This is a genomic window from Bradyrhizobium australafricanum (genome assembly GCF_020329495.1).
GTDB lineage: Bacteria > Pseudomonadota > Alphaproteobacteria > Rhizobiales > Xanthobacteraceae > Bradyrhizobium > Bradyrhizobium australafricanum.
Map to the genome: position 1 here is coordinate 91,681 of NZ_JAGKJL010000024.1, position 12,566 is coordinate 104,246.

The 12,566-nt window shown below is 58.7% G+C and carries 10 protein-coding genes and 1 pseudogene; 6 read left to right on the forward strand and 5 right to left on the reverse strand.

Going from position 1 to position 12,566, the window contains the following annotated elements:
* Window positions 1–6 precede the first annotated feature (6 nt).
* From nodU to J6525_RS22205, 5 genes are read right to left on the reverse strand one after another with little or no spacing between them, the layout of a single operon-like run.
* Window positions 7–1,716 (reverse strand): nodulation protein NodU, encoded by a 1,710-nt coding sequence (nodU, locus tag J6525_RS22185; protein WP_225646270.1) that lies wholly within the window; start codon window positions 1,714–1,716, stop codon window positions 7–9.
* Between the two features lie 13 nt (window positions 1,717–1,729).
* Window positions 1,730–2,362, reverse strand: a complete 633-nt coding sequence (gene nodS / locus J6525_RS22190; protein ID WP_225646271.1) for a nodulation methyltransferase NodS — start codon at window positions 2,360–2,362, stop codon at window positions 1,730–1,732.
* Between the two features lie 12 nt (window positions 2,363–2,374).
* Window positions 2,375–3,745, reverse strand: a complete 1,371-nt coding sequence (nodC, locus tag J6525_RS22195; RefSeq protein WP_225646272.1) for a chitooligosaccharide synthase NodC — start codon at window positions 3,743–3,745, stop codon at window positions 2,375–2,377.
* A gap of 15 nt (window positions 3,746–3,760) precedes the next feature.
* Window positions 3,761–4,420 carry a chitooligosaccharide deacetylase NodB gene (nodB, locus tag J6525_RS22200; RefSeq protein WP_225646273.1) on the reverse strand — a complete coding sequence of 220 codons (660 nt, stop codon included), beginning with the start codon at window positions 4,418–4,420 and terminating at the stop codon, window positions 3,761–3,763.
* A complete protein-coding gene (locus J6525_RS22205; RefSeq protein WP_225646274.1) occupies window positions 4,417–5,049 on the reverse strand; it encodes a NodA family N-acyltransferase in 633 nt (210 codons plus the stop codon). Before J6525_RS22205 ends, nodB begins: the two co-directional genes overlap by 4 nt.
* A 535-nt stretch (window positions 5,050–5,584) precedes the next feature.
* Here J6525_RS22205 and nodD1 point away from each other — a divergent pair.
* The 6 genes and pseudogenes from nodD1 to J6525_RS22235 all read left to right on the forward strand — a co-directional run.
* Window positions 5,585–6,529, forward strand: coding sequence for a transcriptional regulator NodD1 (nodD1, locus tag J6525_RS22210; RefSeq protein ID WP_225646275.1), 945 nt, complete (start codon window positions 5,585–5,587; stop codon window positions 6,527–6,529).
* A 634-nt stretch (window positions 6,530–7,163) separates the two neighbouring features.
* A complete protein-coding gene (gene nodD2, locus J6525_RS22215; protein WP_225646276.1) occupies window positions 7,164–8,159 on the forward strand; it encodes a transcriptional regulator NodD2 in 996 nt (331 codons plus the stop codon).
* 599 nt (window positions 8,160–8,758) lie between these two features.
* Entirely contained in the window at window positions 8,759–8,968 is a 210-nt protein-coding gene (locus J6525_RS22220) for a hypothetical protein (RefSeq protein ID WP_225646277.1), read from the forward strand.
* Window positions 8,969–9,090: 122 nt separating this feature from the next.
* Complete coding sequence (locus tag J6525_RS22225; protein ID WP_199805390.1) at window positions 9,091–9,804, forward strand: MerR family transcriptional regulator; 714 nt, start codon at window positions 9,091–9,093, stop codon at window positions 9,802–9,804.
* Window positions 9,805–10,145: 341 nt separating this feature from the next.
* A complete protein-coding gene (locus J6525_RS22230) occupies window positions 10,146–11,258 on the forward strand; it encodes a branched-chain amino acid ABC transporter substrate-binding protein (protein ID WP_225646279.1) in 1,113 nt (370 codons plus the stop codon).
* Between the two features lie 928 nt (window positions 11,259–12,186).
* A pseudogene (locus J6525_RS22235) lies at window positions 12,187–12,444 on the forward strand (transposase); the annotation flags it as partial.
* Between the last annotated feature and the right edge of the window lie 122 nt (window positions 12,445–12,566).

Here is a 12,566-nt window from a genome sequence, read left to right on the forward strand (position 1 = left end):
TTCATCTTAGGCCGACAGAAGCCGTTCAGCCGACGCTGGCTTTCCTACGAGCGTTTTGGTCCAGAGCAGGCCGTCGCACCACACGCGCTCCACGCGTCCCCATTCGCAGGCGGCTGCGGCATCCGGAAAGAATCCTCGTCCGTTCAGGTTGGCACTCGTATTGCAAAGCAGCGGAATGCCCGTGAGCTGCTCAAACTCGACGAGGAGCTCTGCGATTTTGTGCGGAGAGTTGCGGGCGACCGTCTGCAACCGCGCAGAGCCATCCAGATGGACGACCGCCGGGACCTTATCGCGCCATTCCGGCCGGGTCTGGTGATCGAACAGCATATAAGGATCTGGCGTGCCAGGGCTGAAAATCTCCGGCGCCCGATCCTCCAGGCAAATCGGCGCTACCGGCCGGAAGTGCTCGCGACGCTTGATGTCGTTGAGATGATCCTTCATTGCCGCCGACGTCGCTGCCGCAAGAATGCTTCTGCCACCCAACGCGCGCGGTCCAAGCTCGGCGCGTCCCGAGAGAAATATCACGGGCTTGTTGTCGGCGAGTATGGCCGCGAGCTCTCGCAGACTGCACGGCGCGGCCTCCCATTCTGACGGAATCTCGCTGGCGTGTAGCGCCGGGCCGCTGTAGACTGACCATTCCAGTGGCCCGAACCCATTTCGCGCTGCCATCGCACTGCAGGCAGCGCCGATCGCCGAGCCGCTGTCATTTGGAAACGGCGGCACCCAGACCTCATCGAACAATCCCGTCGCGCGAAGTGCACTATTCCACTTGATATTGAGCCCACACCCCCCGGCGACACACAGGTTTCTCGCGCCCGGAAGCGACGAGTGCCGCAGCAGAACCATCGCGATTTCCCGGACAAGAAGACGCTCCAGGAACACGTGAAACGACGCCAGAACGTCCTCCGCACGCTTTCCCGTCAGGCGCGGCGCGCTCGCCTCGAAAAATTCGTGCACAGCCGCAAGCGACGCCTCCGCATTATTGATATCCGCGCGGTAGCGACGCGCTTGCTCCGTGTCGGCCGCGAAACGCTTTTCGTAGAGTTCCTGAAAAACTGTCACGATGGATTCGTCGACAGAGCCGAGCGCGATATAGGCCATCAGCTTACCGGCGATACCCAAGTCCCAATTGGTGCGGTTCGGCTGCCTGTAAGGCCCGAAATGAAGGCCTGCGGCAGCATAGGCATGACCGATCATCGGAAACAGGCACGCAATGAGCCGCGCACCCCGCGGTTCGACATAGTAGAGACGTGGAAAGATACAGCCATCCCACACCAGACAGAACGCGGGTTTTCCGGCGCCGGCAAAGGGACTGGTGCTATAAGCCGACGCGACGTGGCCCGTCACGTGGGGATAACTCTTATAGGGAAATACCTTGCCACCGAGGATCAGGCCGTAGCCGTCGACGGAATCAAGAAGGCCCTCGGCATGCCGCTCGACATATGGCGCCCCTTTCAGCACGATCGGAACCGCCCCACTCAGGACCTGGAATTGCGACTCGATCTCCCCATCCCAGCCATCGATGACGAACTGATCAATGTCTCGAGGGTCAAGGCCATGTTCGGCCAATGCGAGCACGACTGCATCGAGGTTATCGACAGATTGGTAGCGTGGGCTGTTGGCCCGCTTCTCTTGCTCGGTGCAAAAGACAAGCCGCCCGTCCTCGACAACGGCAATTGCGCCGTCGTGTGTTAACTTAATGCCGCAGATGCGCATACCACCCCCTGACCTAATGACCCAAATTTGGTTGTTCTGACGAGTTAGTTGACTTCCGGAACAGGACGAGCAAACAGTCTTCGTTGACCGACTCGGTGTGGCAATGCAGACGCTCGACTTCGAGTAGACTCTCCTTGAAGAGAGCAATCACCGTTTCCGCGCCGGCCGCATGGCCCCAGCGTCGACACGTGGCATCACGTGCCGATCCGAACACCAGAGAGCCATTTGGTGCAAGCATACCCGACAGATTGCGGATGGCCGCGTGCATCTCGGCGACGTCCGTGAGGTAGTAGAGAACCTCGGCTACGACGATCAGATCGAACCGCTCAGCAGTCGAGAACTGTTTAATGTCGCAGGTTCTCCACCTGATATGTGACCATCTCTTGGTCCGTTGCCGCGCCCGCTCAATCGCCTGTGGCATGACATCCACCACGGTGAGCTGTTGGCAGTGTGGCGCCAGCATCTCGGTGAATGCGCCGGCAGCACATCCGACCTCGAGTGCATGCGCAGCATCCCCGTTGCAACGCGAGATCCGGAGCATTTGCGTATAGCGCTCCTGTTCGAACGAATTACTATCGAGACGCCATGGATCGTCGACAGCCAACTCGCGTTCCAGTAGCTCGTAGTTGTTATTGTCCGGCGTCATGGGGCATTCAACCTACTTGTAGGCGCTCGATCGATCGTGACCGTAAATCTCGGTCGCGGCCATGCTCGATGAAAGGTGCGAACGCTCAGACTTGCGAATTGCACCGGAGCTCTCCCCGCTTCTTGCAGAACTTATTGCAGCGGTCGCGTGCGGAATGACAGCCTTCTTCTCTGCTTCGCTCGTCACGATGACCTTGCGCGACAGCCAGTCGCTATTGCTCAATGTACAAAGCGCATAAGCCTTCAGCGGCAGCAGGAGAAAGATGTTGATGGGTGTGTGGAGCGAGAAGCCGAGAAAGCGCAGATCGCGAGCACGGAATGCCGCCACGCTGCAACGGACCATCGTCATTGCCGCAATCGTCAGTACTGTCCACCAGGCCACCGACCCCGCGATGACAAACTGAGTGAGTGCAGCCAGCGACGACAAGGCGAGAAGCAAGGGGCCGAGATTTTGTCCGACGACATCTAGCGTGAGATAGCCGTCGAGCTCGGGCAGCAAACGCAATGCAAGAAACGTGTCCCGAAAGGTGCTGCGCGCCCAGCGAAGTTGCTGTCGCAGATATGGCCCAAGGCTGTCGGGCACCACGGTGGCCGCGATTGCGTCGGGAACATACTCGGTTCGAAATCCAGCCTTGAGCATGAGGATCGTTAGATGACGATCCTCGCCGAAATCGCTTGGTTTTCCACGGAAGAATTGCGTTTCGTATTGATCAAGCAGCATCGCGAGCGCCGAGCGACGATACATCGCACATGGGCCACAGCAGCACATCACCGCGCCGAATCGAGCCTGGGCCGCTCGCTCCTCGTTGCAGGCCAGCCAGTATTCCATATCGATCAGCTTGGTCAGCCAGGTCTGGTTGCGATTGCTGGCCACCAATTGCCCCATGGCCGCGCCGACCTCGGGGTGCCGCATCTTCGATACAAGCTTCGTTACCACGTCGGCGGCAAGTATCGTATCCGAGTCGACGTTGAGCACCAGATCGCCGGAAGAACTGCGTATCGCTGCAATTTGCGCTTTGCGCTTTCCGACGTTCTTGGCAAGCAAAATGACGCGAAACCTCGGATCGTTCGTGTAGATTGCATGTACAGGCGCAACTAGGTCCCGATTTGCGGATCCGTCGTCGACCACATGGACTTGCAGCATTCCAGCGTAGTCCTGGCTTGCAAGCGACGCGAGGCATTCAGAGAGCGTATCTGGATCCTCGTTGAAACAGGGCACGATGACATCTACGCTGGGCAGAGCCACCTCGGCTTGTCCTGGATCGTCCTGCAGCTGCGAGGTATTGGCCGGCTGAGCGTAAAGCGCTTGCGCGCTCTTGTAGACGGTCGAGAGCAGCGCATAAGACGAAACGGCGACAGCGCTGGTTGTGGCGAGCAGATCCATGGGGTGCCAATTTTTTCAGTGAAGTTGAGGAAGCGGATGAATTTCGAACCCGCGCAGCTGCAGTGCCGGAATCAGATATGACAGCGCCCTCACCGTCTGATCACGTGATGTGACATCCGTGCAGGATATCGCCTCACCGGGAGGATATCCGTCGTGCAGGAGCACAATTGCGCCCGGGCGAACGGCCGCCAGCACCGAGTTCACGATGCGATCGACTCCGGGGCGCGACCAATCTCTTGGATCGACCGACCAGTGCACAGCTGCGAGCCCTGCCTTGGCTGACGTAGCAAGCACGTCTTCGGTCCATATGCCGTAGGGGGCCCGCATGTGCCTGGGCAACGCCTGCGGACATGCCGATCGAATGGCCCTGCTCGCCGTTAGCACCTCATCGTGTACCTCCGCCGGTTCGCATCTGGACAGATCCGGATGCGTCATCGTGTGGTTTGCAACCTCGTGCCCTTCGGCGATCATTCGCCGAATGAGTTCGGGCTGGTCGGCTGCGTACGTGCCGATCACGAAGAAAGTCGCCGGCACCCGATGTTGGGTCAGCACGTCGAGGACGTCTGGCGTGCAGAATGGGTTGGGCCCATCGTCGAAGGTCAAGTAGACCGAGCGACTTCCGCTGACGCAAGCGTAGTCGCACCGCGCAGCAGATTGGCGGACGAGTTCGTTCACAGCTCGGGCCCGTTCCGATCGATAATCGTTCCGGCCGGCCACTCGCCGATTGAGCGTCCAACGGGGAACACCACCACGAGCACGTCTTCGATGCGGACCGGCGACAAATTGGAGTAGACATCTGGCTGGGTGGAACGGACACGAACGCCGGACAAGAGCGTTGCCAACCCCTGCTTTCCGACCAGCCTGGTAAGATGCTTCTCAAGCGCGGGCCGGACCGTGCCAAAACCGAACGGCACCCCAAGCTCCTGCAGCACAGGATACATCACGCGCATCGAGTGGCTGATTCCAAGCCCCTCAAGATCGGGACGCACGGCATATAGTCCAAGTTCGGCCACGAGAAGGTCGATGCCATCTATCTTGATGAAGCGGCGTAGTAGACCAACATGAGCCGCGACGCCGCGCGCGTCGTGACCGATGATCCGGACTTCAGGCCTTGCACCGGCCCAACTCCGACTGCCTTCGAATGGCTGCGCATTGAACGCACCGGTCGGCCCGTAACTCTTACGGAAGAAGTCGGCAAGCTCGGCATGATCGGCCAGCTGCAGCTCGTTTTCCCAGCGGCGGCTCCACTGGACTTGAGTGCGCGCGGAAGGCGCTTCCGCAGTCCTGGATGCGGCAATATTCATGGCGGACTTCCCTGCGCCAGTGGCGGTGAGAGCGGAGAGCTCATCGAGGGCGCGCCCAGCTGGCGCCAGATCAACTTCGGTCCTATGCATCTTCGACACGCCTTGTACTGCGATGGATAGGCGCGCCATTTGGCTAGCCGCCGGAACTATTTGGCATCCGCAATCTGCGCACGCCGATTGGTCGCGACACTAAGGTGAGGCTGAGCGGGCCCTCAAGTGTACGCGGGTAAACCGCCGATATGGAAAGGGTTGGAACACACATACGAAGGTTTAGCGGGACCTGCCTAGGATCGCAGCGCGTGCTTGTCGCACAGGGAAACGGCGCAACTCGCATGCGGCAGCAACACCCACTGCTCACACCGATTCGGCGGCCACTCGCACGTCCAGGAGTTCTTCTTCGAGGTCGCGTGCGACCAGCAGCCATCGTGGTATGCCTAATTCATTTTCCAAACTGATGTTTGCTATCCAACATTCCGCAATTTGGTAAAATCGATTGTTTCGATAGAACACATCCATACGATGGATAGACTCACAAATGCGGTTCAAGGGACTTGATCTAAATCTTCTCGTTGCGCTCGATGCTCTAATGACCGAGCGCAACCTCACAGCGGCGGCGCGCAAGATTAATCTGAGCCAGCCCGCTATGAGCGCCGCGATCGCGCGGCTGCGCAGCTACTTTCGCGATGAATTGTTTACGATGAGAGGTCGCGAACTCGTCCCGACGCCCGGTGCTGAAGCGCTTGCAGGCCCGGTTCGCGAGGCCCTGCTGCACATCCAACTCTCGATCATCTCCCGTGATGCATTCGACCCGGCTCAGTCGAGCCGACGCTTCAGGGTCATTCTCTCTGATTTCATGACAATCGTGTTTTTTCGGAGGATTGTCGATCGTATCGCGCAGGAGGCGCCTACGGTGCGCTTCGAATTGCTGCCATTTTCCGATGAGCCTGGTGAGTTGCTCCGCCGCGGCGAGGTCGACTTTCTCATTCTGCCGGAACTGTTCATGTCGAGTGCGCATCCGAAGGCGGCGCTATTCGATGAGACCCTCGTGTGCGTGGGATGCCGCACGAACAAGCAGCTATCGCGGCCACTTACTTTCGAGAAATACAATACTATGGGGCATGTTACTGCCAAGTTCGGACGGGCGCTGAGGCCCAATCTCGAAGAATGGTTTTTGCTTGAGCACGGCTTGAAAAGACGGATCGAGGTCGTTGTGCAGGGATTCAGCCTTATTCCGCCCATATTGCTGGATACGGGACGTATCGGGACTATGCCGTTACGCCTTGCCAGACATTTCGAAAAGCGAATGCCCTTGCGGATCGTGGAGCCACCGCTTCCCCTGCCTACATTCACCGAGGCAGTGCAGTGGCCTGCATTCCACAATACCGATCCGGCGAGCATTTGGATGCGGCGGATCTTGCTGGAGGAGGCATCCAACATGGCATCTGGGCATCGGGAACCCACAGCGCGCAGGCGCGGCTAGCTTCGCCACAAGCCGCCCCCCGGCAGTAGAACAACCCCTACCCGATCATCGGCGGGCTGGCCGGCTTTCTCATTTCAGCGTCGCGTACAGCCACGCTGCAAAATGCGCGCGTGCGCCGGCAGTGGACTGCCGGCTCGCGCACGTAATGATCTCGCAAAATGTTGTTTACTACGCCTGTCCTGCGGGCACGATCCGGCACCGTCGCGGAAGGACTCACGTCCTCGGATACAATGATATTTGACGGGGCCAATTTAACTGCTTGAATCCGACACTGCGTCAGGTTGTAGTTTCGCCTCCTGACTGACGCTGCGCTCGTGGACGTCGATGGGTCGCATCGGGCGAACTCACGAATATACGCGATAGGCACGGCACTTCGGCTGGCAACTCGACCGGGCCGAGTTGCCAGTGTGGCCCAGGATCGACGGAGCTCGATCAGCTTGGCGCCCGACGGGTTCAGAGGTGGGTCGGCGCCCCGGTCGCCCTGCCGGCCATTCTGCGATGATCCGCGAGCTTTCTTTTCGCGATCGCGCCAGAGGAACGAAGTTGATTCGGGCGAGCCAGTGCTGCCGCTTCAGATGCAGTCATTGCCGCTCATTGTATGCACTGTAAACACGATCGCGTCGGATAATTGGATATGCGTTTCAAAGACCTGGATCTGAATCTTCTCGTTGCCCTCGATGCTCTTATGACAGAGCGCAGCCTTACCGCAGCAGCACGCAAGATCAACCTCAGCCAGCCGGCCATGAGCGCAGCCGTTGCTCGGCTGCGCTCCTACTTTCGCGATGAGATGTTTGCGATGAGGGGCCGGGAACTTGTCCCTACCGCACGCGCAGAAGGACTGGCAGGTCCCGTTCGCGAGGCTCTGATGCACATCCAACTGTCCATCATCGCCCGCGACGCGTTTAAGCCGGCGGAATCGACGCGGCGATTCAGGATCGGCCTTTCTGACTTCATAACGGTCGTATTCTTCCGACATGTCGTAGAGCGCGTCGTACGAGAGGCACCCGCCGTCAGCTTCGAACTGGTGGCGCTCACCGATGAGCACGATGAGCTTCTTCGGCGTGGCGAGGTTGATTTTGCTATCCTGCCTGAACTATTCATGTCCAGCGCGCACCCACGGATAGCCCTGTTCGAGGATAGGCTGGTGTGTGTGGGCTGCAGCACGAACGGGCAGCTGCAGCGACGGCTTACATTTGATCGATATATGTCAATGAGCCACGTTGCGGTTAAGGTCGGAGTTGCGCGCAAACCTCCCATCGAGGAGTGCTTTTTGCTCGATCGCGGCCTCAACCGGCGCATCGACGTTCTCGTGCAGAACTACGGCATGATTCCGCCCATGCTGGAGGGCACGAGCCGCATAGGGACCATGCCATTCAGGCTCGTTAAGCATTTCGAAAGGATGGTGCCTCTTCGGATTGCCGAGCTTCCGCAGTCATTCCCCTCCTTTACCGAGGCGGTCCAATGGCCAGTCCTTCACAATAGCGATCCGGAGAGCATCTGGATGCGAGAGATATTGTTGCAGGAGGCGGCACGCATGACATCTGTACCTGACGAGTGCTCCATGATCTCCGCTTCGGGACAAGCGGATACTGACAGAAGCTTGGCGAGAGCTGCCTCGCGGCCATCGTAAGGCCCCTTTGCAGGCTACGCGAATCTCCGCCTGCATGTTTCTGCAGCTGAATTTTAGACTACTCTACCGACGCTCATTCTTTGCTCATGAACGTCCCGCGGCTTCGCTGCCTGAGCCGCCAACACGACGCTTTTGTGAGACTCTCACATGAGGATCGCCACCGATATGCGGGCGACGGCTCAAGCCGCCTGTCGCGTGGTTTTAGAGGGCCGCGCATCAGAGACGAAGCACCACACGGCTGATGCTCACTTGAGCCAGGCCCTACACAAGACTGCCTCGCCCAGCAGCCATATATAGATGAGTAAGATCAGCTCGGAGCTCGCCGTCTACTCTCAGAGCTAGTAGCGCTCCTCATGCCCGCAGCCGATTCGCTTTCGCCGAGCCGCACAGCCCTCACACCGATCCGTTACGGAGGTGGCGGGACTCGCTCGTGCGATTCTGCAGAACACCGCGCACCTGTGTTGCCTTGTCGCATCACCTTAAAGTGCATCGCACCTTCATCGCTTTGCGTCGCCGGTCTGACTTCTTTTGGCCCTACCGCGGCCAAACGTCTTGACGACGTGCGCTGCCTTGGCGCAATGACAACAAGGAGCTGATCGTTGGAACAGTACAGAGGCGTATTCGATCCGGAAGAACTTTCTGTCTTAGGAAGCCTCTTTGACGGCGCAATCACCGCGTTACCGCCATCGATGCGAACTTCTGAAAATCGCACAGCCGTTGCCAAACTCATCTTGGAGCGTGCAGAGATCGGCGGGTCTGGACTGGCACGCCTGATGAACTTGTTGATCACCATTTCCCCTCAGGGTTGATCGCCAGCCATTCTGAGGATAGTCACCATCTCTTACGCTGGAATAGAAGACGATCCAGCTAGAGCTTTGAAATAGCTTGAATCACACGTGACGTCAGGTTGTAGGCTTTGAAATTGAACAACATGAGCAAAGCTACACCACGTAGGCGTCGATGGCGCATTGGCGAACTTGCAGAGGCGACCGGAGTGACGGTACGCACGCTGCATCATTATGAGCATACGGGACTCTTAGCCGCATCAGAACGCACTGACGGCGGTCACCGGATGTACGATCGCGAAAGCGTTCAACGGGTTCATCAGATTCGAGCGCTACGTGAGCTTGGCTTCTCCCTCCACGAAATCCGGAAGGCTATGGAGGGCACGACTTCACTGATTGATCTCCTACGCAAACATTTGGAGCGGATCGAACTTCAAGTCGCTCGAGCAACCCTGTTGCGAGATCGTTTACGTGACATGACCACGGATAGTGAAATCCAGGTGAGTGTAGACGAGCTGCCTGCCACCTTGGTAGCCATGTCTCGGGTTGAGACGCGTAGCCAAACCTCGCGATGCACCTGTAAGCTGGCCGCCGAGCGCGACGAGCGGTGGCGGCGGATTCGCGACGAGCTGCGCGATTGTATGGATAGAGGCGAACATCCCTGTGGTGAGCGAGCAAAGGCTGTCGCAGTTGCAGCGCGGTTGCTAATCGGCGAAATCGCCGGAGCTGATTCACGCGTTTCGACGATCCTCAAGGTGCTTGCGCGGTTGAGCGCCCCGCGCAGTCTGGCGGGTTGGGATCCCAGTCTCATGCAGTATCTCGATCTCGCCCTTGCCGGCTTGGAAGATCAGCCGTACTGACGGCATGGCGCAGGCACGCGCGGAATTGTCCCTCGGTCTTGGCCATCTAGATGAGAGCCGTTGACGCCTCGTACACCAGCTCGAGGCGCGGCGCCGAGTGCGTGGCTCAACCGAACAGATCTTCCCGCCTGGCCCCCTCGAGCCTCCCGCCGGCGCCATGGTCAGACGCATCCTCAAAAAGGGCTTGAACCGCACGTAACGTCACATTGTAGGCTCTGGCTGCGGTGTGGCCAAGCTGACGTGCACGAGTTCGCTCAGCAGCTGCAACCGCATCGACGTCCTGAGACAAGTCGGACCGCCAACGCAGGCGGCTCACTTCAGGTGAACATTGGAGCTCTACAATGTTGGGTAGGCGCCACGCTTTGGCTGCAAGTGCAGCACTGCTTTTCAGCGCTCTTGCCTCGACCACGCGCGCCTCCGACGTCAATATTGCCGTGGCTGGTCCCATGAGCGGAAGCAGCGCTGCGTTTGGCGCACAAATGCGCGATGGCGCGGCTGCCGCCATCGAGGCATTGAACGCATCGGGCCAACTTCCAGATAACAAGCTGATATTGACTGTCGTCGACGACGCATGTGACCCCAAGCAAGCCGTCGCGGTGGCGAACAAGCTCTCAGCAGAGCGCGTGCGACTGGTCGTTGGTCATTTTTGTTCTTCTTCGTCGATTCCAGCCTCCGACGTTTACGACGAAGCGGGCATTCTTCAAATGTCACCTGGTTCGACAAATCCTAGGCTGACGGAGCGTGGTCTTAAGACGGTATTTCGGATCTGCGGCCGCGACGACCAACAGGGCCTCGTTGCAGCAGAGTACATTCGCAAAAACTACCATAACGAGACAATCGCAGTGCTCGATGACAAGAGCACGGCAGGCAAGGGCATTGCCGACGTGGTCGCGGCACAGCTTCAGAGGTCAGGTGAGACCGTCATTCGACAAAGCTATGTGGCGGGTGAAAAGGACTATGCTGCGCTGGTCTCGAGGATGAAGAACGGGGGGGTGCGGGTCGTCTATATCGGCGGATATCATACCGAAGTTGGACTGATCGTACGCCAAGCGTCAGAAGCGGGTGCGGGCCTCACCATCATGGCGAACGATCCGCTGATGACCTCTGAATTCTGGGCCATTACCAGCAGTGCCGGAAATGGCACGTTGTTCACCTTCATGGACGACCCCACCAAGAATGCCAACGCGGCCGGCATCACGGCCAGACTTAAAGCTGCCAACCTCTCCGCCGAGGGCTACACGCTTTACGCCTATGCAGCCGTCCAAGCATGGGCAGAGGGGGTGAAGCGGGCCGGCTCGTTCGATGCTCGACGGGTCGCCGACGCCCTTCGTTCGCGCCCGACCGATACCGTAGTCGGCCCAGTTCTGTTTGATTCCAAGGGAGACAACGCGGCTCCTGGGTTTCTCGTTTACCGGTGGCGCGACGGGCATGTCGAAGCTGTTGAGCAGAACTGATCGGGGCGATGCGTAGCCTCCCACAATTCACCCGGGGACACAGATGATGAGACACCCTGACGACCTTAGTGCGGCGATACTCGGGTGCTCTCTTATACTCGCGGCCTTCGGAGCATTCTTTGCGCTCGCTGCGGCTCTCGCACAGCTGCCTGACGTCGATCCGCAGGCAGATGAGTTACGACAGATGATAGACAAATAGTACCCGTGCCAACCTTCAGTGTTGCTACTCGACCTTGCCAAGCTTGTCTCGATCAGTTCGATGCTTGCCCCCTTTGGTTCGCCGAATCTTTCTCAAATAATCCTTCCATGCCTTCTGCAGCGGCTAGGCGAATGGCGGTTCAGTCGCAGAACTTAGCCATGAAATCCGATTTGCAGCGACAATTTGCGCGATCGAGCGCGCATGCTGACAAATGCACTTGCGCGCTCCAAACTGGGCCGTGCGAAACACCGCGAACTGCGCACGACAAGACGACCAATTGGCGTTCCGGCCAACCCACTCTCCACGCGACGCGCGTCAAACTTGTCTTCAATGAGACCTCATTGTCGCTATCTGCCGCCTTAGTCAGAGGCTTGTTGCTACCCTTGCACAGCAATGCCGGTCTGCAAGGAACGGATCTACCTGGGGGCGAGCCGCCGCCAAGCCGCCCGGCGCCACGTACAAATCGGCGCTATTTACACGATACACAGTATTTTCAACGTCGGTGTGATCCGCCAAGCTATCGGCGTCCGTATCTTTGGGCGCCGTTTTGCCAAGGACAACCTTCGGCCTATCCGGCCTGAAAGACGAGAAGTTGCAGCAGACTTCATTGAGCTCGAACCTTCCGGAGCACCTTCCGACCAAGGTCTCGCCCTGGCGCGCGGCAGATGACCTCTCATCGGGCCTTTGCTCCAGCTGGCGAGCAACTCTTGCCGCAACAAGGGCGGACAGATGAAGCGATCAAGATTCACCGAAGAGCAGATTATCGCGATATTGAAGGAGCATGAGGCTGGTGCGAAGGCGGCCGACGTAGCTCGCAGGCACAGGACCTCTGAAGCGGCGATCTACAATTGGAAAGCCAAGTTTGGCGGCATGGACATTTCTGCGGCCAAGCGATTGAACGCCCTGGAAGAGGAGAACGCGAAGCTAAAGATGCTACTGGTCGAGCACATGCTCGGTGTGGCGGCGCTCCGCGAGCTTCTGCCAAAGTAGTGGTCAGGACTCTGCAGATTCTCATGACCCAATCACCTCGTGCTAGCTCAGCCACCATACCCCAATGAGCGGATCAAGAGCAGTCAAATACCGGGCAAGCCGTCTATGAGCGCGGCGGC

Coding starts and splice junctions, on each gene's coding strand:
- nodU (WP_225646270.1), bottom strand. CDS start 1,716: ATGCGCATCTGCGGCATTAAGTTAACACACGACGGCGCAATTGCCGTT.
- nodS (WP_225646271.1), bottom strand. CDS start 2,362: ATGACGCCGGACAATAACAACTACGAGCTACTGGAACGCGAGTTGGCT.
- nodC (WP_225646272.1), bottom strand. CDS start 3,745: ATGGATCTGCTCGCCACAACCAGCGCTGTCGCCGTTTCGTCTTATGCG.
- J6525_RS22205 (WP_225646274.1), bottom strand. CDS start 5,049: ATGAATATTGCCGCATCCAGGACTGCGGAAGCGCCTTCCGCGCGCACT.
- nodD1 (WP_225646275.1), top strand. CDS start 5,585: ATGCGGTTCAAGGGACTTGATCTAAATCTTCTCGTTGCGCTCGATGCT.
- nodD2 (WP_225646276.1), top strand. CDS start 7,164: ATGCGTTTCAAAGACCTGGATCTGAATCTTCTCGTTGCCCTCGATGCT.
- J6525_RS22225 (WP_199805390.1), top strand. CDS start 9,091: ATGAGCAAAGCTACACCACGTAGGCGTCGATGGCGCATTGGCGAACTT.
- J6525_RS22230 (WP_225646279.1), top strand. CDS start 10,146: ATGTTGGGTAGGCGCCACGCTTTGGCTGCAAGTGCAGCACTGCTTTTC.